Source organism: Roseateles sp., assembly GCF_031397715.1.
Lineage (GTDB): Bacteria > Pseudomonadota > Gammaproteobacteria > Burkholderiales > Burkholderiaceae_C > Paucibacter_A.
In genome coordinates this window covers 1-22,882 of sequence record NZ_JANNMI010000018.1, presented here as the reverse complement: position 1 = coordinate 22,882, position 22,882 = coordinate 1, and the positions used below count along the sequence as shown (strand labels likewise).

Sequence of the window (22,882 nt, the reverse complement as noted above, 5' to 3'; positions counted from 1 at the left end):
CCTGGGCGAAGCGCTGGCCGACCTCATCGTCGTCGAGGATATAGGTCTCCATATGGATGTGATCCCGTGCCGCCAGAATGGCCGCATACATGGCTCGGTAGGTGGCCGGCCCGTCTTGCAAAAGCCGCACTGTGTTGCCGGCGCTCAAGGGGCTGCCGGTGATGGCTTCCTCCAGCGCCAGATGACGCTCAAAAATGCCGGTTGGCTGACCATCTTGACTCAGTCGCTGCAAGACCGCCGCCGACCGGTTGGTCGACAAGGGCCCGTTGGCGCCCGCGATGTGCGGCGCCGGCCGGGCTCGGCGTGATAGCTCGGGCGTCAAACTCGGCAGGCTGGTGCAGCAGGCCAAGGCCAGCAGGCCGAGCAGCCCCAGCAGTGCAAGCAGCCCAAGCAGGGCGGCCTGCCATGTCCAGCGGCGCAAGCGTTGCATGGCCTGTCGTGCGACCGTCATGAGCGGGCGCTGCTGACTCGCCAGATCACATTGCCGACATCATCGGCCACCAGCAGCGCGCCGCCGCGGTCGCTGTCACGCAGCAAGCCGATGCGGTCGGCGCTGGCTACGCCGGCACCGGCGCGCTTCATCACCAAGCCCATACCCAAGCTTTCAGACTGAAACCCTGCGCAGGTTGAGCCAGCGCATTGCTCTCGGCCACGGGCACATCGCCATTGGGCAGTACAACCAAGTAGCGCGGGTGCTCGAGCCCACGTGCAAAGGCATGTACTTGCAGGCCCGGGGCTGCGACAGACGCAACCCCCGTGAGCCACCCAATGGCGGGTGCAATATTGATGGTGGTCAGCAGCCTGCCGACCGGCGCCAGCAGGCTTGGGTGCGGGCCGCTGCCAGCCGCCAGTGGCTGGGTGGGCAGGTCACCGCAGGCGCTCAAACACGGGGCTGTCGGTGCAGTTACTGCATGCGGCCAGTGTCGAGCGCCCTGCATGGCAGCTTGGCTAGATTCGGCCCATGAGCAGCAAGACCAGAATGATCACCACCACCAAGCCAAGGCCACCGGTGGGGCCATAACCCCAGCCGCGGCTGTGCGGCCAGGCCGGGAAGGCGCCGATCAGCATCAAAATCAAAACAATCAAAAGGATGGTGCCTAAGCTCATGGTGTTCTCCTTGGAAAAGGCCGGGCGACGCTCAGTTCTGCGCGCCGGAGGCCGGCGGGGCGACGACGATCACGGTCGTGTCGCCTTGCGCGCCGCTGGCGCCTTGCGGTCCAGCCATACCGGACGGACCGGCCGGGCCGGCCGGGCCAGCTACGGGCGAGGCCGGCGGCGGCACATTGACGACGGTAGGTTTTTCACAGGCGGTCAGGCCCAGGGACAGCACAAGCGAAGCGAGTAGTACAGAGTTCTTCATGGGATTCCTTGGTATTTGGTTTGGTGAAGGGAATGATGACTAGATTAAGGCGCTGGCCCCGCGGCTTCCGTGCGTTGGCGAACACAGCGGCCCAGCCTTTTGTTCTTATCGCCAGACATAGCCCTGCGCCGGCTGCAGCACCCAGCTGCCGTCACCGGGCAGCTCCAGCACTTGGGCGTGGTGGCGCAGCAGGCTGGCGTGGTGGCTGACGCTGATGGGTGTGATCGCCAGACCGGCCAACTGCTCGTAGAGCTTGGCCTCGTTGGCGGCGTCGAGCGCGCTGGTTGATTCGTCCAGCAGCAGATAGCGCGGCTTGGCCAGCAGGGCGCGGGCGAAGGCCAGGCGCTGCTGTTCGCCGACCGACAGCACGCGCGCCCAGTCGGCTTCAGCACCCAGGCCGCCGAAGCGGTCGGCCAGCGAGGGTAGATTGACGCGCTCCAGCCAGCGCAGCAATTCGAGGTCGGAAATAAGCCGCTCGGTCTGCGGGTAGATCAGCTGATCGCGCAAATTGCCCAGCGGCAAATAGGGCTGCTGCGGCAGGAACAGCATGTCCGGCCCGGCCGGGCGCTGCACCTGGCCCGAGCCGGTCGTCCACAGACCGGCCATCACGCGCAAGAGCGAACTTTTGCCCGAGCCGCTGGCGCCGACGATCAACAGGCCTTCGCCCGGCTTGACGCTCAGATCCAGGCTTTGGATCAGCAGATGTTCGCGGTTTGGCGTCTGCACGGTCAACTTGGTCACGCTCAAGCCAAACGAGGCTTCGGTCATGATTTGCTGCACGCCGTCATCCGGCGTGCGCCGCTGTTGCTCGCTCTGCAGATCCAGCGCGGCGGCAAAAGCGTGCAGGCGATCAACCCCGGCGGAGAAGCGGCTCAGGCCTTCGAAGTGGTCAACGATCACGGTCAGCGCGCTCAAGATAGCGACGAAGGCGCCGGCGGCCTGGATGGCGCGGCCCACCTCCAGCTCGCCCGCCAGCACTTCGCCGGCGATGATCACGATGGGCAGTACGGCAATCAAAAAGCTGTGCGCGTACTGGAATAGATTGAGTTTGAATTGCCAGCGCAGCACCAACAGGTAATTGCCGTAGAGCGCCTCGAAGACGCGCTGCAGCGCCGACATTTCGCGCGCTTCTCCGTCGTGAAAGGCGATCGGTTCGGCATGCTCGCGCACCCGCACCAGGTTGTAGCGAAAGTCGGCCTCGCGCTGCAGCTGGCGGAAGTTCAAGGCAATCAGGCGGCGCCCGAATACCGAACCGGTGAACCAAGTGCTGAGGGTCGCATAGCCAATCAAAAAATACACCAAGCCTTGCGAAATCGTCCAAAGCACGCCGGCGAAGGCGATCAGCTGCATCAGCGAGCCGATCACGACCATGGAGAAATACAGCGACTGCTGGGTGAAGGCGTTGATGTCTTCGGCGATGCGCTGATCCGGGTTGTCGATGCCGGATGCGGCGGTCAGCCGGTAATAGGCGCGTTGATCGAAATAGCGGGCCAAAAAATGGTCGGTCAACCAGCGCCGCCAGCGCAGGCCGAGCGTGTCGCGCACGTAAAAGTAGAGCGCATAAATCGGCACGGCGCCGACCAAAATGGCGGTGTAGCGGCCGATCGCGACCCAAAAGCGCTCGGCGTCGCGCGCCGCCAGTGCCGAGGTGAATTCGCCCGTCTCGTGGTTGAACAAGACATTGAAGGCGGTCTGCCCCAGCAACAGCAGAATCAGCAGCGCCAACAGACCGATGGCCCGCCAGCGCTCGTCGCTGCGCCAGTAGGGCCGGGCGATGATGACAAAGCGGCGCCACAAACGGGCATTGAATCCGGGGGCGGCGTCGCTTTGCATTGAGCTTCTAGTTCACCCGGGTGTCGTCATGGGGAAGCGTGCCGTAGTAGGCGTGGATGCCGGCAGCCCATGCGGAGTCAGCCATATTGGGCCATTTGTCCTTGTCAAAACCGGGGGCGTTTTCCAGCCGGCTCTTGTCGATATTGAGTGTGAAGCGCTTGTTCACGGTGTCCAGCTTGAGGGCGCTCCAGGGCACAGCAAAGAGCTTCTCGCCCAGAGTCAGGAAACCGCCAAAGGACAGCACCGCATAGCTGACGCGGCCGCTGCTGACGTCCAGCATGATTTCCTTGATGTCGCCCAGGTCGTCGCCGTCTTGGTTGCAGACGTCATTGCCGATCAAGGTGTTGGCGCCCATCAAACGGGGGCCAGGGCCTTGATGAATCTCGGAGTCGAAGCCGCCGGTGGTGTCGCTGCTGCGGTAAATGCCGTAGGGGTCACGTTCTTCGTAGTTCATTTGATGCTCCAGGTGATTGACTCATTTGAGGTGTTGCCGGAGCGCCGCAATGAGGTAACTGCGCTCTGACCGCAAGTTAGCGCGTCGCCGAAATTCGCACTGTTTGTTAGCGAACACAGTGGCCATCTTGGCGGCTCAAGGGCCGGGCTTGGCCCTGGGTTTGAGCCTGGCTTCGCAACCGGCACGATCCCGTGTGGCTGTGTCCAGGTCGCCGGGGTCCAGCAACGGCAGCAAGGCCGCGACCGGGTTGAGCAAGCCCAGCAAGACCGCTCCGGCCAACTTGAAACCAAGCTGACCCTTCTCCAGCACGACTTCCGGCTTGGCAAACGTGCCCTGCAAGTGCAAGGGTGAGCGCAGCGTCAAAGGGCTGAAGTCTTTCGGACTGACGATGGCCTGCAGCGCCAACGCCTCCCGGTCCAGCGACACCGTACCTTCGACAAAAATGGTGGAGTCAATGGTGTCCATCACCATCAGCCGCGAGCGCAGCACGCCGGCCTGCACTTGCAGGTCGGCCACGGCGCATTGCACGGCCAAGGGCTCGTCGCCCTTGATCAACAGGCCCAGGCTTTCTGCCAGGTCCAGGCCGGCGGCCTCGATCACCAGATGCGAGATGCTGCCGCCCTTGAGTTCGGCGCGCACTTGGCCATTCAGGCTGGCCAAGATCTCCGCCGTCGACCGCCCTTCGCCGGCCAAGCTGGCATGACCGTTCAAGTAGCCGGTTATGTACGGCGGTTCGCCGGCCTTGCGCGGCAGACGTAGCCATTGCTCTAACTGCACCGACTGCCAGTTCAGCGTGCTGCTCCAGCGCGCTGAACTTGTCCGGCCATCGAGTTGCACATGCCCGCTCAGGCGGCCGCCGCCCATACGGGCATCCAGCTCCTGAAGAGAAAGCAGGCCTCGGGTCAGCCGCAAACGCGCGTGCAGCGGACGCAGCGGCCCCAGCAGGGTGGTGTTGGCATCGACCTCGTCGATATCAATCAGCACGTCGGCGTCCATCTTGCGCAGGGCTGCCAAGTCGAACGGCCGATTTGGCAGCAGCCGACCTTGGCCGCGCGTGGAGGCCGGCAGCAGGGCACCCGGCAGCGGCGACAAGCCGGCCGTGGCCGAAGCGGCCGAAGCGGCTGCTATCACCGCCTCGGCCACCGCGGGTGGGGCTGCGGTGGCAGCGGTTGTGCCCAGCACCGGCCCCAGATCGGCGATCGCCAGACGGCTGCCACCGAGCCGGCCCGACAGCAGCGGCACTGGGCGCGCCGGCTCGAATTTGAGCGCGGCCGTCAGCAGCGTGGCGCCGATGCGTGCTTGGTCAACCTGAATCTCCCAGGCCGCGCCATTTTGCTGGATGGCGCCCTGGGCGCGAAAGGCCGCGGTGGTCGGCAGGGTCACGCCCAAGGGATCGCCGACGGCGGCCAGTGAGGGGCCGCTGAGCTTGAAACTGCCCCTCAACCCGCGCAAGCGCAGCGCATCCAGCGCGCTGCCTTGCAGCTGCAGCTGTGCGTTGCCGACGGTGGCGTTCAGGCTCAGCGGCACCGGCTGGGTGGTCGCGTTGGCATTGATCCAGGGCAGCACGCCGTTGGCCGTCATCTCGGCTTGCAAGGGCAGGGTGCGGTAGCGGCCGCTGGCGCTGACCTGCAGCTTGCCGGCGTCGGCGAGGCTGAGAGCCAGCAGGGCGTCGAAACCGGTCAGTGCATCTCGGTAGTGCAGCGTGCCCTTGTTGATGCGCAGCAGCTCGATTTGTGGGCCGGCCGTGGCCGCTTTGTCAGCGTTGGCGGCGTTGCCGGCGGGGCCAAGCTGCCAAGTCGCACGGCCGTCTGGCACACGCAGCAAATGGGCGTCGAGTTGGGCGGCCTGCAGCGACTGAACGCGCAGCGGCTGACCGCGATAAGTGCGCCACAGGTCGCCGTAGCGCAACTCGACCGCGACATCGTCCGCCCGCGCTAGAAACGGCGCAGTGCTCCAGGCCGGCGCGCCGATTTGGATGCGGCCGCTCTCGATGCGCAGGCCGCCCAGCAGATGTATGCGTAGACCGCCGCCATGTGCTTGCTTGGGTTGCTCGAAGCTGACGCTGCGGCCCAGCATTTGCGCCAGGCTGTGCTGCAACGGCGCCGCCAACCAGGGCCAGGCCAAGAACTCTCCGATGGCCAGCAAGGCGCCCATGCAAGCCATCAATACGATCGCAATGCCGGGCCAGATGCGGCGCGACTTTGCCGCGGTTGGCGCAGGCGGGTGAGGGGCAGGGACGGCGGCCTGGAAATGATCGATGTGCATGGCTGAGTTTCATTGAGACTTGCGTAGTTTGACGCCTGCGCGCTCGCTGAACTGTGCGGTTGCGAACCGACAGCGCCGGAAACTCCGCCCGCATGTGCGCCAGCGCACCGACGTTGCTCATGCCGGCTCGCATGATGGTGCCTGCGCTGAACTTCACCGTCCAGCCTCAACCCCAGCCCCAACCCCAACCCAAACCCCAGCATTGGAGTCCCCATGAGACAGCGAGCACGCATCACTGGCACGGTCGAATATCGGGAGGGCGACGGCGCCAACATCACGATCCGCCGAGGCCCTTGTGAGGTCGAGGAGTCGGCGCTCGACGTGACCCTCAGCTGGAGCGACGCTGACTCACACGGCGCGGCCGCGATACCGCTCGGCGACTACAAGCGCTATGTGGCCAGCAAAGCAATACAGCTTGACCCGCCCCAGGCCGGCTGAGGCCAGAAGGGAGCCACCATGACCAAGATCCGCACTGGGCAATCGCCTATTTCTTTGACGCGCTTGCAATTCAGCGAGCGCTTCAAGGGGCGCTTTTATGACCCCGCTTTCGAGGCCGAGCACGCGGCCATCGCTAGGCTGGAGGCGATTGCCTGGAAGGCGATGAAGGAAGGCCGCAAGGCGCCGATTACCCAGCCAGCCGGTCGCAGCTTTGCCGACCCAAGCTACGAAGTGTCGGTGCAATGGCTGGACACCCATCAGCGCCTGAAGGCCGCGCAAAAGCGCTGGAGTGACAGCAAGTCACCTTCGCGCGTGCTGCTGATTTGCGGCAGTGCGCGCAATGACGGCACTTGCCCGGGCGAGGTCTCCAAGACTTGGCGGCTGACCGGCATGGCGCAAGAGGTGGTGGAGCAGGCGGGTTTGCGGGCCGATGTGCTGGATCTGAGTCTGGTGACCTCGGAGTACGGCCGCAATATCCACCCCTGCAAGGGCTGTGTGTCCAGCGCGATGCCGCTGTGCCACTGGCCCTGCAGCTGCTATCCCAACCACGCGCTGGATCAGGCCGATGACTGGATGGCCGAGATTTACGAGCGCTGGGTGGCAGCCCATGCGGTGATCATCTTGGCGCCGACCTATTGGTACCAGTCGCCGAGCCCGCTCAAACTGATGATTGACCGCATGGTCTCGGCCGATGGCGGCAACCCCGATCCGACGACAACCCATGGCAAGCACGTGGCCGAGGCCAAGCGCATTGAACAGCAGGGCTGGAATTACCCCAAGCATTTGGCCGGCCGGGCTTACGGCTTGGTCGTGCATGGTGACGTGGCCGGCGTCGAAGTGCACCGCCGAAATCTTGGCGATTGGTTGGATTGGATGGGGCTGATTGACGCCGGCACGGCCGCCAAGCTCGACCGTTATATCGGCTATTTCCAGCCCTACTACAACAGCCACGAAGCGCTCGACGAGGACAAGGCGGTGCAGGAGGAGGCCCGCAACGTCGCCCGCGCGGTGGTACAGGCTGTCAAACAGCTGCGCACCGGCCAGCTCGTACCGCCGGATCTGCGCACCCAGCCGCCCCGCGCCAAGTGACCGCCGTTTTGGCGCTGCTTGGCGCTGCTTAGCGCGGCTTGGCGCTGCCGGAGTCAGGCCTCGGGGTCGACCACCCGGTCATGCTCGGGGTCTGCCGGGATTTGTGCCGGCAGCGGCCCCTGATCCGGTTCCACCGGCAGTGCGGGCGGGTCGAACTCGGGCGGAACATCGGTGTTGGGGTGGTGCCTGTGTGCTGCTGACATCAAGGTCTCCTGGTGTGCTCTGGTGGGTTTGAGGGGCTGGGCGAGTAACTCAGCGGCGCGGTGTGCCGCTGGCGGGGACTTTGGGCAGATTCAGTGCTGCGGAGTGGTCATTGTTCTGGCCCGGCATCGGCATTGCCGTGGACTCCTGTGCCCGGCTCATTGCGCTGTTGGAGCGGCCCGCTGTCGGGTCGGCCTTGGTGGCTGTGGCGGACGCGGTGAAGACTTCATCTGCCGGCGGCACCGACGGTGTCGGGGCGCTGGCGCTGGCGTTGTTGGCTATAGCCGCCGCATCAGTTGCGCCAGTGTCGAGCCGTGGTTCGGGCGTATCAAGCGGGCGCTTGTCGCAGGCGCACAGCGCCAAGGCGGCGACAAGGCCGATCAGTGGGGAAAAGCCGACTGGGTATTGCATGGAATTCCTTTCACCCTGGCTGCGGGCAAGCTGTAGCGTTGCTGGAACGGATTGGTTGTTGACGGTTTATAGATCGCGCCGTGTCGGCCGTCTGTGGTGCAGCGAACAGACCCTGGGCAAGCCAGCTTGCGCGCCAAGCTGGCATCGGCGAAGACCTTGGTGTCTGGTCGAGAGTGCCGCAGCCTTGCCGGGTATTTTGATGACACCCATTTAATCTGATGAATAATGCTCGGCCAAGCGATAACCGGGAGTTTGAGCTTGAATCTATTCAGTGAAAAGGGAAAGCCATGAGCGGCACTTCGGACGCAAGCGCTAGTTTTGATTACGGGCGGGCGTTTTCGCGCAATATTGGTTGGGTAACTGAAGACGAGCAGGCTGTGCTGCGCCGCTCGAGAATTGCCATTGCCGGGCTGGGTGGCGTCGGCGGCGCGCACCTGCTGACCTTGGCGCGCCTTGGCATCGGTAATTTTAATATTGCAGACTTCGATGACTTTGAGGTCCACAATTTCAATCGGCAAGTGGGTGCTTTTATGTCCACCCTTGGGCGCTCCAAGGCCGCGGTGTTGGCAGCGCAGGCCCGCGACATCAATCCGGAGGCAGATATTCGTGCCTTTGGGGACGGTGTGACGGCTGCCAATCTCGATGATTTTCTGCGTGATGTGGACGTCTATGTAGACGGCATAGACTTCTTTGCCATTGAGGCTCGCCGCATGTTGTTTCGAGCCTGCCATGAGCGGGGCATTCCCGCCTTGACCGCAGCGCCCCTGGGTATGGGGGTCTCGCTCCTTTACTTTCGCTCCCCAGGCATGAGTTTTGAGCAGTATTTTCGGGTTGAGGGTTGCAGTCAGAAAGAACAGTACGCTCGGTTTATTGCAGGCCTGTCGCCGTCAATGCTGCAGCGCGGGTATTTGGTGGCACCAGATGCGGTGAATTTCAAGGAAAAGCGCGGCCCGTCCACCATGATGTCCTGCGATTTGTGCGCGGGTGTGATGGGCACATCGGTGTTGAAGATCTTGTTGAATCGCGGCTCGCTGCGAGCCGCGCCTTGGGCGATGCAGTTCGATGCCTATAAGCAAAAGCTCGGCTTCACTTGGCGCCCATTTGGCAATGCGAACCCTATGCAGCAAGTATTGCTGGCTTTGATTCGGCCGATGCTGAAAGGCTGAGCGAAGCTCTGCGGGCGGGCAGGGCATTTGACCGGGCGTGATTGAGTTGGCATAAATTCGCTTCTCTGCCTGTATTTCCTGCCTATCCCCCTTGATTGGGGCAAGGAAGGTGTCGATGCTTTGTGGCATGATCCAGCCGCGTTTTATGGCTGTGGGTTGCGCTGTTTTCTGAGCGATTTGGCCGCGCCTGCAGCGGCAGATTTCATTGACTTTTGAGGAGTTGCCTTGGACAAGAGCTTTGGTTTTTATTCGCGCAAGTTGGGCCTTGCTCTTTGTGCGGCAGCCGGCTTTTTGCTGCAAGGATGCGCCAGTACGGCAAGCCGATTCCCGCCCGCGCCGGTCATCGCCACCGCACAGGACTACAGCTACATCGTCGGTGCCGGTGACAACATCAACATCATCGTTTGGCGCAACCCTGAGTTGTCTATGTCCGTGCCGGTGCGGCCTGACGGCAAGATCGCCACGCCGCTGATTGATGAGTTGCTGGCGCAAGGCAAGAACCCGATCGAGCTGGCGCGGGAGATCGAGAAGCAGCTCGGCAAATATGTGCGCGACCCCGTGGTGACCGTGATCGTGACGGGTTTTGTGGGCCCTTATAGCGAGCAAATACGTGTGATAGGGGAAGCTACCAGGCCGCAGGCGCTGCCGTACAAGATGAATATGTCGGTGTTGGACGTCATGATTGCAGTGGGCGGTTTGACGGATTTTGCCGCGGGTAACGATGCCACCATTCTTCGCTCGTCCGATGGCGGCAAACAGTACGCGGTGCGCCTGCGGGACTTGATCAAACGCGGCGATGTGTCTGCCAATGTCGAAATGCGGCCGGGTGATGTCTTGATCATTCCGCAGAGCTTCTTCTGACGCGACCCGCCGCGCGAGTTGGCATGACGTGCTTGGCAGGTCTGCAGCTCCAAACAATTACTTTTTGATGACCCGCCAAATCACGAGTCAATTAATTAACTAATTAGTTGATGGAATGATGGTGGCTCACCTGAACCACAAGAGATCACCCGCAGATGGACTTACTGATTGCCCAGGCTCTCGCCATTGCCAAGCGAAGTTGGAAGTACCGATGGCCAGGTTTGGCGGTAGCGTGGTTAATCGGCATCGTCGGCTCGGTGTTGGTGATGGCACTGCCGGACCGCTATGAAGCCAGCGCACGGATCTTTGTCGATACCCAATCGATCTTGAAACCGCTGATGTCGGGGCTGGCGATCCAGCCCAATATTGAGCAGCAAGTGGTGATGTTGAGCCGCACCCTGATCAGCCGCCCCAATGTTGAAAAATTGGTGCGCATGGCGGATTTGGATCTGAAAAATCAGTCCAAAGCGCAGCAAGAAGCCTTGATCGAAACGGTGACGAGGAATCTGTCGATTCAAAGCACGGCACGGGACAATCTCTACACCTTGGCTTACCGGGATTCGGACAAAGAAAGCGCCAAACGGGTGGTGCAGTCCTTTGTGTCCATCTTCGTGGAGTCAAGCCTTGGATCAAGTCGCAAAGATACGGCGACGGCGGCGACCTTCATCAGCGAACAAATCAAGAACTACGAAGGCAAGCTCGAAGAGGCTGAAACCCGTTTGAAGGAGTTTCGTCTGCGCAATCTGCAGACCATGAACCCCGACGGCAAGGACTCGGCCTCGCGCTTGCGCGAGATGAGCGTTGAGTTGGACCGGGCCAGGCTTGAGTACCGGGAAGCCGTCAATGGCCGGGATGCCGCCAAGCTCCAGTTGGAGGCGGAACGCAAGGGTGTTTCAAGCACGACGCAAAGCTTGCTGCAAGAGTCGGCAATGAATTTGGCAACCCCCGAGTTGGATGCGCGCTTGGACGCGCAGCGGCGCAACCTTGATTCTTTGTTGCAGCGTTACACAGATCAACATCCAGACGTGATCAACGCGCGCAAATCGATCACCGATATCGAGGACGAAAAACGGCTGAAGGTGAAGGAGCTGCGCAAGGCCGCGCTGGCTTCCCCGGCCGCTGTGGGCGGTTTGAATGGCAGCACCACGGCGCAGGAGATGAGCCGTTTGTTGGCGCAGAGCGAGGTCCAGGTGGCCACGTTGAAGGCGCGGGTTGACGAGTATTCGGCTCGGTATGGGCAAGCCCTTGCTGGGGTGCGCACGGCACCCCAGCTGGATGCCGAGGCGGCTCAGTTGAACCGGGATTACGCCATCCACAAGAAGAATTACGAAGATTTGGTGTCCAGGCGTGAGTCAGCGGCGATGTCGGGTGAACTGGATTTGGCCTCGGGCGTCGCTGACTTCCGCTTGATTGACCCGCCGCGCGTTTCACCCAAGCCGGTCGCGCCCAATCGCTTGCTGCTGCTGGCCGGTGTGATGGTGGCGTCGCTCTTGGCTGGGGTAGCGATATCGTTCGTGGTCAGCATGTTGCGGCCGGTTTTCCATGACGCCCTGGAACTGCGCGCGCGCATCGACCTGCCCATACTTGGGGTGGTGACGCGGCTGGTGTCGGCGGCGGACTTGAAGCGCCAGCGCAAAGATTTGCTCCGTTTCGGCGCTGCCGGCGGAAGCTTGATCGGCCTGTTTGTGCTGGGCCTGTCGGTGGTGGCGTATTTGGCAACAAGGCAGGGGACTTGAGATGACTAGCTTGATCGAACAAGCCGCCCGCAGGCTGGAACAGCTGCGCCAAGCCGGCGTGGTGTTGCCTGATGAGTTGGCTGTGGCGACTCGGGCGACTGCGATCCCGACCTCAACCCCGTCATTTGCGCCGCCGGTCGGTGACAAAACCATTCCGGAGGTCGAGGCAGCGCTGCAAGCGGCCGAGACCAAACCGGCGCAAAAGCCGCGGGTCATTGACCCGCCGCATCCATTGTCCAAACGAGTCGAGCTGGATTTGGAAGCCCTGGCGGCACAGGGCTTCATCACCCCGAACGCCAGCCGTTCACAATTGGCCGACCAATACCGCGTCATCAAACGGCCGTTGATCAAGAACGCCATGGGCAAGGGTGCGGTGTCTTTGAATCATGCCAATTTGATCATGGTGACCAGCGCCTTGGCCGGCGAGGGCAAGAGCTTTACGTCCTTGAACCTGGCCTTGAGCATTGCTGCCGAGTTGGACAACACGGTGATGCTGGTCGATGCCGATGTTGCGCGGCCTTCGATGTTGCGCATGCTGGGCCTGCCTCAAGGCCCGGGCCTGCTTGACGTGTTGGAGCAGAAATTTGACATGGCCGATGTGATGCTGCGGACCAATGTCGACAAACTGACCCTGCTGCCCAGCGGTACGCCGCATCAGCGTGCGACGGAATTGCTCGCCAGCGATGCGATGAGCCATCTTCTGGACGATATGGCCAAACGCTATCCGGACCGCATCATTATTTTTGACTCGCCGCCCTTGTTGTTGACCACCGAGTCGCGCGTGCTGGCCTCCCATATGGGGCAAATTGTCGTGGTCGTGCGGGCCGAGAGCACCTCGCAGGCGGCAGTTCAACAAGCCTTGGCGGCGATTGAGGCCTGTCCGCTCAAGATGATGCTGTTGAATCAAGCCAGCGGGCAAGCGTCCGGCAGCTACGGTTATGGCTACGGTTACGGCTACGGGTATGGCTACGGATACGGCTACGGTGATGGGGGTAGCAGTGACGGCGCCAAGAGTTGAGGCCGGTGTGGGGCTCGGGCTGGTGGGCATCGCGTTGCTGGCCTCGGCTGTCGCTGCTGCACCCGCGTATGCCCAACTGACAGGACTTGGTTTGCGGGTTCAACCCCGCATCAGTCTGACGCAAACCTGGACCGACAATCTGAATCTCAATGATGCGGCCAAAGATGCGGCCTTGATCACCGTTGTCGCACCGGGCGTCAACATCAGCAGCAGTGCAGGGCGCTTGCGCGGGAACCTGGACTACGCGCTCAATGGGTTGCTGTATGTCAAGTCCGATCGGTCGAACGATGTGCAGCACACCTTGGCGGCGTCAGGCTCGCTTGAGTTGATTGAGCGGCGCTTTTTTGTCGATGCGCGGGCAAGTTATGGCAAGCAGCAGCAATCCGCTTTTGCTCAGCAAACCTCGACCGAGAACGCGATCCGAAATCCAAACAGCTCGGATGTGGCGAGCCTGTCGGTGTCGCCCCGTCTGCTCGGTCGCCTTGGCAATGTCGCCACCTTCAAAATGAATGGCGACGTGACCGAGACCAAGGTCAAGGATTCGGTCACCGGTGACTCCCGCGTTGCCGGCGTGTCCTTCAGCGCCGAAGGCATGAACAGCGGCCCCGTGAATTGGTCGGCGGCGGCGACCACTCAGCAGTCCAGTTTCAATGGCGGCACCGATAACCGCAGATCGTCCGCGACCGCAGCTTTGCGTTACCGCCCCGATGTTGATTTGTCGATGTCGGGCAACGCCGGTATTGAACGCAGCGACTTGCTGACCGGCGCCAAGCAGGCCGGCCCGACCTATGGCGCGAATGCGCAGTGGACACCGACCCCGCGTACCTCGGTGCAAGGCGATTATCAAAGCCATGAGTACGGCGACAGCCACACCCTCAGTTTCAATCACCGCTTTCAAAGGTCGTCGATTCGTTATTCGGACACCAGCAGCGTTTCGCAAGGTTTTGGTGGTCAAGGCGGGCAACAAAGCAATTACAGCATGTTCTTTTTTCAGTTGGCAAGCGTAGAGCCCGACCCGGTCAAGCGTGATTTGTTGGTGCGGCAATTCTTGTTGGAACGCGGCCTGAGTCCCAATGCGCCCGCAAATTCCGGTTTTGTGTCATCGGCGCCGTCATTGGCGCGGCGCCAAGAGCTTTCGGGTTCCTGGCAGGGCCTGCGTACCACGGTGACCGCAACTGTTTCGCGCAGTCGCAACAGCCGTATTGGCGAACAAATTCCCGGTGCCGGGGATTTGTCCCAGTCGTCGCTGGTGCAAGAGCTCAATGCCAGTGCGAATCTGTCTTACCGTCTGACACCGACCAGTTCCACGAATTTTTCTTTGTCGCAGCGGCAGGTTCGCGGCGACCTTGGCAGCCAGTCGAGCACCTTGCGTACCGTCAACGCAAGCTGGAGTGGGCGCCTGGGTGAGGGGGGCTCGGTGACCGCCGGTGCTCGCTATTCGCTGTTTGAGGGTCTGCTGCCCTACCGTGAAAATGCCGTTTTTGCAACCTTGGTTCACCAGTTCTAGCCCATGTATGAAGCCTTCTATGGCCTGAGCAGCAAGCCCTTTCAACTCAGCCCCGACCCCAACTTCTACTTCGGCAGCAAACAGCACCGTCGCGCCAAGGCTTATCTGGACTATGGCGTGCTGCGCAATGACGGCTTTATCGTCATCACCGGCGAAATCGGTGCCGGCAAGACGACCTTGCTACGCGGCCTGCTGGACAGCCTGAATCGCAGCAATGTGGTGATCGGCAACTTGGTCACCACCCAGCTGGATGCGGAGGACACGCTGCGCATGGTCGGCTCGGCCTTCGGCGTGCGGGTCAAGGATTTGCCCAAGTCCGAGGTCTTGATGACTCTGGAGGCGTTCTTCGTCAGCCAGACCAGCCAGGGCAAGCGCTGCTTGCTGATTGTTGACGAAGCCCAGAACCTGACCGCGCGCGCGGTTGAGGAGCTGCGCATGCTGTCCAACTTCCAGTTCAGCAATCAGTCGCTGCTGCAGACCTTTCTGGTCGGCCAGCCGGAGTTTCGCGGCATCCTGCAACGCCCCGAGATGGAGCAGTTTCGCCAGCGGGTTGCGGCCACTTGCCATATCGGCCCGCTCGACGAGGACGAGACCCAGCGCTATGTCGAGCACCGCCTGAAATGCGCCGGCAGCACTGGCAAGCCGTCCTTCGCGCCCGACGCATTTCCGGCGATTTTCAAGGCCAGCCAAGGCATACCGCGGCGCATCAACTCGCTTTGCGACCGTTTGCTGCTGCTGGGTTTCATGGCCAACAAGACCCATCTGGGCTTGGCCGATGTCGATGAAGCGCTCAGCGACATCGCCAAGGAAAGCGAGATTCCGGCCAAGCTCAGCGGCGCCGCCGGCGAGATGCTGACGGCCGCCGGTGAGGATCAACACAGCTACGACCTGGCGCGCCTCAAACTGAGCACGACGGAAGTCAACAGCCTGTCAAATGAGTTGTCTAAGCTGAGCTCGGCACAGCAGGGCGACCGCTTGCAGCGGCTGGAAACCAGCCTGATGCGGCTGGAGCGTATCAATCTGCAAACGCTGGCGTTGCTGCAAAAGCTGGTCGAGTCGGTCAAGCAGGATTGATGAGCGCCTAGCTCTTGACCAAGATCTCTGAACACAGGCCCCCCCAAACATGTTGATGCCGACCTCAAGCCCGCCGCTGCGCAATGCCATGACCATCGACGTGGAGGATTACTTCCAGGTCTCGGCGTTTGCGCCCTATATCGCCCGCGGTGATTGGGATCAGCGCGAATGCCGGGTCGAGCGCAATGTGGACCGGCTGCTAGTGCTGCTGGCGCAAAGCGGCACCCAGGCCACCTTCTTCACCCTGGGCTGGGTGGCGCAGCGCTATCCGCAGATGGTGCGCCGGATTGTCGAGCAGGGCCACGAGCTGGCCAGCCATGGCTACGGCCATCAACGTGTCAGCGACCTGACGCCGGCGAGTTTTCTCGACGACATAGGGCGCACCAAGCAGTTGCTGGAGGACCTCGGCGGCCATCAGGTGCTGGGCTACCGGGCGCCGAGTTTTTCCATTGGCGCCGGCAATCTCTGGGCTTTTGACAGCTTGCTGGAGGCCGGCTATCGCTACAGCTCGAGCGTCTACCCGATTCAGCATGACCATTACGGCATGCCCGATTCGCCTCGTTTTGCCCATGCCGTGCGCGACGGTTTGCTCGAAATCCCGGTGACGACTTTGCGCCTGTTCAATAAAAACCTGCCGTCCAGCGGCGGCGGCTATTTCCGCCTGCTGCCCTATGCGCTGTCACGCTGGATGATTGGCAAGGTCAACCGCGACGACAAAGAGGCCGCGGTGTTTTATTGCCACCCCTGGGAGATTGACGCCGAGCAGCCCCGCATTGCCGGCATTGACGGCAAGACGCGCTTTCGGCATTACGTCAACATCGCGCGCACCTATGGCCGCATTGCGCGCCTGCTGGTCGATTTCAAATGGGGTCGGATGGACGAGATCTTTCTGGGCCAGCGAGCCCCAGCCTTGGCAGCCGCGGCCGCAGCATTGAGTCCTGTGTCCGCATGACGGCTGCCCTGCAAATCAAGCGCCTGAGCGCGCAGGACGGCGACCTTGCCCGTCGCTGGGACGAATTTGTGCTGGCTTGCCCGCAGGCCAGCTTTTTCCACCGCGCCGGCTGGCTGCGCATGATTGAGCAGGTGTTCAAGCACCGCGGCTTCTTTCTGTATGCCGAACGCGACGGCCAGATCGAAGGCGTGCTGCCGCTGGCCCAGGTCAAGAGCCTGCTGTTTGGCCACTCGTTGGTGGCGCTGCCCTTTGCCGTCTATGGCGGCGTGGCGGCCAGCAACGAGGAGGCCGCTGCGGCGCTGGAGCTGGAGGCGCAGTCCATCGCCAAGCAGTTGGGCGTTGATCACCTGGAATTCCGCAACGTCCAGCCGCGCCACAGCGACTGGCCGGCGCAGGATCTGTATGTGACCTTCCGCAAGGAGATCTTTGCCGACGACGAGGCCAATATGCTGGCCATCCCGCGCAAGGCGCGAGCGGTGGTGCGCAAGGGGATCAAGAACGAGCTGGTCAGTCACATTGATTCAGACGTTAGTCGGTTTTTCGCCCTCTATGCCAGCAATACCCACCGGCATGGCACGCCGGCGATGCCCAAGCGCTACTTTGCGGCACTGCTGGATGAGTTCGGCGCCGACGCCGAGGTGCTGACCGTCACCGACGCGCAGGGCCGCCCGCTCAGCTCGGTGCTGAGTTTTTACTTCCGCGACGAAGTGCTGCCTTATTACGCCGGCGATGAAGAAGCGGCGCGCGACCTGGCCGCCAACGACTTCAAGTTCTGGGAGCTGATGCGGCGCGCCTGCGCCCGTGGGTTCAAGGTCTTCGATTACGGCCGCAGCAAGCAGGGCACCGGCTCCTATGCCTTCAAGAAAAACTGGGGTTTTGAGCCGACACCGCTGCATTACGAGTATTGCCTCTACAAGCGCGACGCCGTGCCGCAGAACAACCCGGCCAACGCCAAGTATCAATTGCTGATCAAGACGTGGCGCAAGCTGCCCATCGGCATGGCCAATTGGCTGGGGCCAATGGTTGTGCGCAATCTGGGCTGAGCTCAGCGCTTTATGGCCAATATTCTGTATCTGGTGCACCGCCTGCCTTATCCGCCCAACAAGGGCGACAAGGTGCGCTCCTTTCATCTGCTGAAACATCTGGCGCAGCGGCACCGGGTTTTTTTGGGCACTTTCGTCGACGACCCGGCCGATATGCAGTACCTGGACTTGGTTCGGGCTTATTGCGCCGACCTGCATGTGGTGAAGTTGAATCCAGCGTTGGCGAAATTGGCCTCGCTGCGTGGTTTGCTGACCGGGGAGGCCCTCAGCTTGCCCTTTTACCGGAATGCCGGCCTGAGTGCCTGGGTCAAAAAGATCGCAGACAACGAAGAGTTAAGCGCCGCTGTGGTGTTCTCCAGCCCGATGGCGCAATACGCGATGCAGCGGCCGGACTTGCCGATGTTGGTGGACTTTGTGGACTTGGACTCCGCCAAGTGGACCGATTACGCACCCAACCATGGCTGGCCCATGTCCTGGCTGTACCGGCGCGAGGGGGCCCAGTTGTTGGCGTTTGAGCAAATGGTGGCCGATCGCGCGGCGGCGTCCTTCTTCGTCACGGCCAAGGAAGTGGCGCTGTTCCGCCAGCAGTCACCCGCCTGCGCTGCACCCGTGCAAGCCTTGTGCAACGGTGTCGATGCAGCGTATTTTTCGCCCGAACCGGCGCGCCTGTCGCCGTTTCCGGCCGGGCAGTTGCCGCTGGTGTTCACCGGCGCGATGGACTATTGGCCCAATGCCGACGCCGTGATCTGGTTCGCGTCTGAAGTGCTGCCGCTGCTGCGTCGCAATTGGCCGCAGCTTCATTTTCATATCGTCGGCCGCAGCCCGACGCCGGCCGTGTTGGCCTTGGCCAGTGCAAGCGTCAGCGTGACCGGCACGGTGCCGGATGTGCGCCCGTATTTGCAGCATGCGGCCGTCGTTGTCGCGCCGCTGCGCCTGGCGCGCGGCATTCAGAACAAGATTTTGGAGGCGATGGCGATGGCCCGGCCGGTGGTCGCGTCCAGTGCTTGTGTGGAAGCGATCGACGCGGAAGAAGGGCGGGATTTGCTGGCGGCCTTGGAAGTGGCCGATTTTGTGGCTCAGGTGAGCAAGCTGCTGCTGGAGATTGGCTTGGCCGACCGAGTCGGTGCCGCCGGCCGCGACTGTGTGTTGCAGAACTACAGCTGGTCGGCGCAGCTCGGTGGCATTGACCTTCATCTTGACCGCTTGAATCAGCGAGGCCTTGAGGTTTGAAAGCTTTCATGAACATTCCCCCCGCGTGGCGCCCCGTCTTGCCCGCTTTCCTGCTGTTGCTGGCAGCCGTGCTCTTGCTCTACCGCGACACCGCTTTGGCGATGGTCGAGATCTGGAACCGTTCCGAGACTTTTGCCCATGCTTTTGTGGTGCCGCCCATCAGCTTGTGGTTGATTTGGCGCCAGCGAGCCGTCTTGGCGAACCTGAGTCCTTCGCCCTCTGCGTGGTTTTTGCTGCCCTTGGTTGCGATGGCCTTGATGTGGTTGTTGGGGGATTTGGTGGCGGCCAATTCAGCCACACAGTTGGCGCTGACGGCCATGTTGGTTTTGGTGGTGCCGGCTGCGCTGGGCTGGCAGGTTGCGCGGGCGATCGCCTTCCCCTTGGGTTTCCTGTTCTTTGCCGTCCCCATCGGCGAGTTCATGACGCCAAAGTTGATGGAATGGACGGCCGATTTCACCGTCGCCGCGCTGCGCCTCAGTGGCATTCCGGTGTTTCGCGAGGGCCAGGAGTTCGTCATCCCGAGCGGCAATTGGTCGGTCGTCGAAGCCTGCAGCGGGATTCGCTATCTGATGGCCTCGGTGATGGTCGGCACCTTGTTTGCTTACCTAAACTACCGCTCGCTTGCTCGGCGCTGGATTTTTGTCGGCGTTGCCATCGTCTTGCCCTTGATCGCCAATTGGTTGCGTGCCTACGTCATCGTCATGTTGGCGCATTTTTCGAGCAACCAGATCGCCACCGGCGCCGATCATCTGGTCTATGGCTGGGTGTTCTTCGGCATCATCATGCTGCTGATGTTCATGCTGGGCGCGCGCTGGTCCGAGCCTGATGCGCCGGCGGCGCAGGTCAAGGCAGGCGAAGTTGCGGCCCAGCCGGTGCGGGCAAGGTCGGCCTGGCTGCTGGTTTGGTTGGGTATTTTGGGCGTGCTGTTGGCGCCGCAGATCGTGCTCAAGTCGCTTGAGCTGGCGGGCGGCCCGACCGAGTTTGCCTTGACGGCGCCAAGGCTGGGCCAAGCTGCTTGGCAGAGTGAGGCTGGGTTGCCGCCGAGGTTCACGCCCGTGGTTGAAAATCCCCGCGCCGTGTGGCGGGGCAACTTCCGGCAAACAGCGCAAGCCCAGGCCCAAGCCCAAGCCCAGGGCGCCGCCGATGCGCAATCTGCTTCGGTCGGCCTGTATGTCGCGTACTTTCGGCAGCAAACGTATCAAAGCAAGCTGATCAGCTCCAACCATGTGTTGGTGAGTTCAAAGGATGCTGACTGGGCCATGGTCTCCGCCGGCAGCGCCAGCCAAAGTGTGGCTGGCCTGGAGTTGCCGATGCAAACCGCTGAGCTGCGGCGTGCGGGCGGTGCCAACCTCGGCGACGAGAATTCCGTCAACGACCGCCTCAAGGTGTGGCGAATTTACTGGATCAATGGCCGCCCCATGATCAGTGATTGGCAGGCCAAAGTCCTGGGCGCTTTTTATCGTTTGATGGGACAAGGCGACGACGCGGCGATGTTGGTGTTCTATACCGATAGAGCCGGCGGCGAGGCGCGCTTGGAGGCATTTTTGCGCGACAACTGGCACAGCTTGGACGGCTGGTTGCGTGCCACCCGAGACGAGATGCGTGCAAGGGCCGAGGTGCCCGCCGGTCAACCATGAGGCCTGACCCCGCAGATCCGCGCCCCTTGGTGCTGCATGTGATGTACCGCTTTGACACCGGTGGCTTGGAAAACGGCGTGGTCAACTTGATCAACCAGATGCCTCGAGGCGCCTATCGCCATGCCGTTTTGGCCTTGACCGAGGTGACCGATTTCCGCCTGCGCGTGCAACGTGACGATGTGGAGTTCATCGCCTTGCACAAGCCGCCTGGCCATGGTTTTTGGCTTTACCCACAGCTCTATCGACTGTTCCGGCGTTTACGTCCCGCCATCGTGCACAGCCGCAACCTGGCTGCGCTGGAGGTGCAGTTGCCGGCGTGGGCGGCCGGCGTGCCGGTGCGTATTCACGGTGAACATGGCCGCGATGTCGGTGACCTCGACGGCAGCAACCGCGCCCATCAGCGGGTGCGGCGCTTCTATCGCCCCTTCATCACTCATTACATCGCCTTGTCGCGTGACTTGGCCGAGTATCTGAAACGTGCCGTCCATGTGCCCGAGCAGCGCATCAGCCAGCTCTACAACGGCGTGGCTACCGAGCGCTTCCGGCCAGCGCCGGGCGGACCGTCGCCGATCAGCGGCTGCCCGTTTGATCCGGCTCAGCATTGGCTGGTCGGCACGGTCGGCCGCATGGCAACGGTCAAGGACCAGACCATGTTGGCGCGTGCCTTTGTGCTGGCCCTGCGCCAAGCGCCCGAGTTGCGTCAGCGTTTGCGCCTGGTCATGGTGGGTGAGGGGCCGCTGCGCGCCCAGGCACAGAGCTTGCTGGCGCAAGCCGGCTTGGCCGATTTGGCCTGGCTGCCGGGTGAGCGCCAGGATGTGGCGGATATCATGCGCGGCCTGCATTGCTTTGCCTTGCCGTCTTTGGCCGAAGGGATCTCGAATACGATTCTGGAGGCGATGGCGACTGGTTTGCCGGTGCTTGCGACCGCGGTTGGCGGCAACGCTGATCTCGTGCAACAAGACGTCACCGGCTTGTTGCTGCCGGCCACCGACGAGTGCGCCATGGCGGCGGCTATCTTGAGCCTAGCCCGGCAGCCACAACGGGCCGCGGAGCTGGGCCTTGCCGGCCGGGCGCGGGTGCAGGCGAGCTTCAGCTTGGCGGCCATGGTGTCGACATATCAGGGCATCTACGCGCAAGAACTTCTCGGCCACGGCCAATAACTTAGTAATCACAAAAGCTTCTATGTGCGGAATCACCGGCTTCTTTGACACCCGAGGCAAACGCGATCTGAGCCGCGCCGTGCTGCAAAGCATGAACGACTCCCAACTGCACCGGGGCCCCGATGAGGGCAGTTTGCATCTGGAGCCGGGCCTGGGTTTTGGTCATCGGCGCCTGTCCATCATTGACATTGCCACCGGTCAGCAGCCGCTGTTCAACGAGGACGGCAGTGTCGTCGTCGTCTTCAATGGTGAGATCTACAACTACCAGGAACTGATCCCCGAGTTGCTGGCCTTGGGCCATGTGTTCCACACCAAGAGCGACACCGAGGTGATTGTGCATGCCTGGGAAGCCTGGGGTGAGGATTGCGTCAAACGCTTTCGGGGCATGTTCGCCTTCGCGCTGTGGGATCGCAATCAGCAATGTCTGTTCATCGCGCGCGATCGCCTGGGCGTCAAGCCGTTTTACTACGCCTTGCTGGATGACGGCAGCTTCCTGTTTGGCTCCGAGCTGAAGTCGCTGCTGGCTTATCAGAATGGCCATGGCGGCAATGGTCGGCTGCGGCGCGACATCGACCCGCTGGCGGTGGAAGAGTATTTCGCGCTCGGCTATGTGGCCGAGCCGCGCACCATCTTCAAGCAGGCCAAGAAGTTGTCGCCCGGCCACACCTTGGTTATACGGCGCGGCCAGAAAGTTGGCGAGCCGCGCCGCTTTTGGGATGTGCGCTTCACGCTGGACGCCAAGATCGACGAGCAGCAGGCCAGCGAGGAGCTGATCGCCAAGTTGAAAGAGTCGATCCGTTTGCGCATGATTGCGGAGGTGCCGCTGGGTGCTTTCCTGTCGGGCGGCGTGGACTCCAGCGCCGTGGTGGCCTTGATGGCCGAGCAGTCCGCCGCGCCGGTCAATACCTGCTCGATTGGTTTTGATGACCCCGCCTTCAACGAGTCAGCGTTCGCGCAGACGGTGGCCGATCGCTACAAGACCGATCACCGACTCGAAATCGTCAAAAGCGATGACTTTGATTTGATCGACACGCTGGCGCGTCTGTATGACGAACCCTATGCGGACAGCTCGGCCATTCCGACCTACCGGGTTTGTCAGTTGGCGCGCAAACACGTGACGGTGGCCTTGTCGGGTGACGGTGGTGACGAGACCTTTGGCGGCTATCGTCGCTACAAACTGCATTTGATGGAGGAGCGCATGCGTGCGGCCATGCCCTTGGGCTTGCGCAAATCGCTGTTCGGCACACTGGGGGCCATTTATCCCAAGGCCGACTGGGCGCCGCGCGTGTTCCGGGCCAAAACGACCTTTGAGGCCTTGGCACGCAACTCGGTACAGGCCTACTTTCACAGCATGTCGCTGCTGCGCGATGCCGACCGTATGCGCTTGTACAGCCCCGGCTTCAAGTCTCAGCTGGGCGGCTACACCGCCCGTGAGGTGTTCGAGCGC

General features: G+C 62.1%; 23 protein-coding genes. 14 read left to right on the top strand and 9 right to left on the bottom strand.

Annotated elements, in window-relative coordinates; genetic code table 11:
• The 7 genes from RMO57_RS00955 to RMO57_RS00925 all read right to left on the bottom strand — a co-directional run.
• On the bottom strand, positions 1-451 hold a 451-nt coding region (locus tag RMO57_RS00955), incomplete at its 3' end, for a phospholipase D-like domain-containing protein (RefSeq protein WP_414896350.1).
• Positions 448-594: a hypothetical protein gene (locus RMO57_RS00950; RefSeq protein WP_310383402.1), complete on the bottom strand. Its 147-nt coding sequence runs from the start codon at positions 592-594 to the stop codon at positions 448-450. The genes RMO57_RS00955 and RMO57_RS00950, both read right to left, overlap by 4 nt.
• Positions 595-948: 354 nt before the next feature.
• Entirely contained in the window at positions 949-1,107 is a 159-nt protein-coding gene (locus tag RMO57_RS00945) for a DUF3309 family protein (RefSeq protein ID WP_310383400.1), read from the bottom strand.
• 31 nt (positions 1,108-1,138) lie between these two features.
• Positions 1,139-1,360, bottom strand: a complete 222-nt coding sequence (locus RMO57_RS00940) for a hypothetical protein (RefSeq protein ID WP_310383398.1) — start codon at positions 1,358-1,360, stop codon at positions 1,139-1,141.
• Positions 1,361-1,465: 105 nt separating this feature from the next.
• Entirely contained in the window at positions 1,466-3,193 is a 1,728-nt protein-coding gene (locus tag RMO57_RS00935) for an ABC transporter ATP-binding protein/permease (protein ID WP_310383396.1), read from the bottom strand.
• A gap of 7 nt (positions 3,194-3,200) precedes the next feature.
• Positions 3,201-3,647: a PRC-barrel domain-containing protein gene (locus RMO57_RS00930; protein ID WP_310383394.1), complete on the bottom strand. Its 447-nt coding sequence runs from the start codon at positions 3,645-3,647 to the stop codon at positions 3,201-3,203.
• Positions 3,648-3,782: 135 nt separating this feature from the next.
• Positions 3,783-5,912, bottom strand: coding sequence for an AsmA family protein (locus tag RMO57_RS00925; RefSeq protein WP_310383392.1), 2,130 nt, complete (start codon positions 5,910-5,912; stop codon positions 3,783-3,785).
• Between the two features lie 213 nt (positions 5,913-6,125).
• Between RMO57_RS00925 and RMO57_RS00920 the strand changes: the two genes are divergently transcribed.
• Entirely contained in the window at positions 6,126-6,350 is a 225-nt protein-coding gene (locus RMO57_RS00920; protein WP_310383389.1) for a hypothetical protein, read from the top strand.
• 18 nt (positions 6,351-6,368) lie between these two features.
• Positions 6,369-7,439: a flavodoxin family protein gene (locus RMO57_RS00915; protein ID WP_310383388.1), complete on the top strand. Its 1,071-nt coding sequence runs from the start codon at positions 6,369-6,371 to the stop codon at positions 7,437-7,439.
• 53 nt (positions 7,440-7,492) lie between these two features.
• On the opposite strand, the gene RMO57_RS00910 is transcribed toward RMO57_RS00915, so the two are convergent.
• A complete protein-coding gene (locus RMO57_RS00910) occupies positions 7,493-7,642 on the bottom strand; it encodes a hypothetical protein (protein ID WP_310383386.1) in 150 nt (49 codons plus the stop codon).
• Positions 7,643-7,691: 49 nt separating this feature from the next.
• Positions 7,692-8,051, bottom strand: coding sequence for a hypothetical protein (locus tag RMO57_RS00905; protein WP_310383383.1), 360 nt, complete (start codon positions 8,049-8,051; stop codon positions 7,692-7,694).
• A 287-nt stretch (positions 8,052-8,338) separates the two neighbouring features.
• Here RMO57_RS00905 and RMO57_RS00900 point away from each other — a divergent pair, with 287 nt between their 5' ends.
• The 12 genes from RMO57_RS00900 to asnB all read left to right on the top strand — a co-directional run.
• On the top strand, positions 8,339-9,217 hold the full coding sequence (locus tag RMO57_RS00900) for a ThiF family adenylyltransferase (protein WP_310383379.1): 879 nt from the start codon (positions 8,339-8,341) through the stop codon (positions 9,215-9,217).
• A gap of 225 nt (positions 9,218-9,442) precedes the next feature.
• Positions 9,443-10,078: an XrtA/PEP-CTERM system exopolysaccharide export protein gene (locus RMO57_RS00895; protein WP_414896349.1), complete on the top strand. Its 636-nt coding sequence runs from the start codon at positions 9,443-9,445 to the stop codon at positions 10,076-10,078.
• Between the two features lie 155 nt (positions 10,079-10,233).
• Positions 10,234-11,814 carry an XrtA system polysaccharide chain length determinant gene (locus RMO57_RS00890; RefSeq protein WP_310383377.1) on the top strand — a complete coding sequence of 527 codons (1,581 nt, stop codon included), beginning with the start codon at positions 10,234-10,236 and terminating at the stop codon, positions 11,812-11,814.
• A 1-nt stretch (position 11,815) separates the two neighbouring features.
• A complete protein-coding gene (locus tag RMO57_RS00885; RefSeq protein ID WP_310383376.1) occupies positions 11,816-12,832 on the top strand; it encodes an XrtA-associated tyrosine autokinase in 1,017 nt (338 codons plus the stop codon).
• Positions 12,777-14,339 carry a TIGR03016 family PEP-CTERM system-associated outer membrane protein gene (locus tag RMO57_RS00880; protein ID WP_310383374.1) on the top strand — a complete coding sequence of 521 codons (1,563 nt, stop codon included), beginning with the start codon at positions 12,777-12,779 and terminating at the stop codon, positions 14,337-14,339. The genes RMO57_RS00885 and RMO57_RS00880 overlap by 56 nt, the downstream gene beginning before the upstream one ends.
• Before the next feature lie 3 nt (positions 14,340-14,342).
• Positions 14,343-15,413 carry an XrtA/PEP-CTERM system-associated ATPase gene (locus tag RMO57_RS00875; RefSeq protein ID WP_310383372.1) on the top strand — a complete coding sequence of 357 codons (1,071 nt, stop codon included), beginning with the start codon at positions 14,343-14,345 and terminating at the stop codon, positions 15,411-15,413.
• 49 nt (positions 15,414-15,462) lie between these two features.
• Positions 15,463-16,365, top strand: a complete 903-nt coding sequence (locus RMO57_RS00870) for an XrtA system polysaccharide deacetylase (protein WP_414896348.1) — start codon at positions 15,463-15,465, stop codon at positions 16,363-16,365.
• Positions 16,362-17,408: a FemAB family XrtA/PEP-CTERM system-associated protein gene (locus tag RMO57_RS00865; RefSeq protein WP_310383369.1), complete on the top strand. Its 1,047-nt coding sequence runs from the start codon at positions 16,362-16,364 to the stop codon at positions 17,406-17,408. The genes RMO57_RS00870 and RMO57_RS00865 overlap by 4 nt, the downstream gene beginning before the upstream one ends.
• Positions 17,409-17,420: 12 nt before the next feature.
• Complete coding sequence (locus RMO57_RS00860; protein WP_310383367.1) at positions 17,421-18,638, top strand: TIGR03087 family PEP-CTERM/XrtA system glycosyltransferase; 1,218 nt, start codon at positions 17,421-17,423, stop codon at positions 18,636-18,638.
• 8 nt (positions 18,639-18,646) lie between these two features.
• Positions 18,647-20,275: an exosortase A gene (xrtA, locus tag RMO57_RS00855; RefSeq protein WP_310383365.1), complete on the top strand. Its 1,629-nt coding sequence runs from the start codon at positions 18,647-18,649 to the stop codon at positions 20,273-20,275.
• Positions 20,272-21,435 (top strand): TIGR03088 family PEP-CTERM/XrtA system glycosyltransferase, encoded by a 1,164-nt coding sequence (locus RMO57_RS00850; RefSeq protein ID WP_310383363.1) that lies wholly within the window; start codon positions 20,272-20,274, stop codon positions 21,433-21,435. Before xrtA ends, RMO57_RS00850 begins: the two co-directional genes overlap by 4 nt.
• Before the next feature lie 22 nt (positions 21,436-21,457).
• Positions 21,458-22,882 (top strand): asparagine synthase (glutamine-hydrolyzing) (gene asnB, locus RMO57_RS00845; protein WP_310383361.1); only part of this gene is annotated, 1,425 nt, incomplete at its 3' end.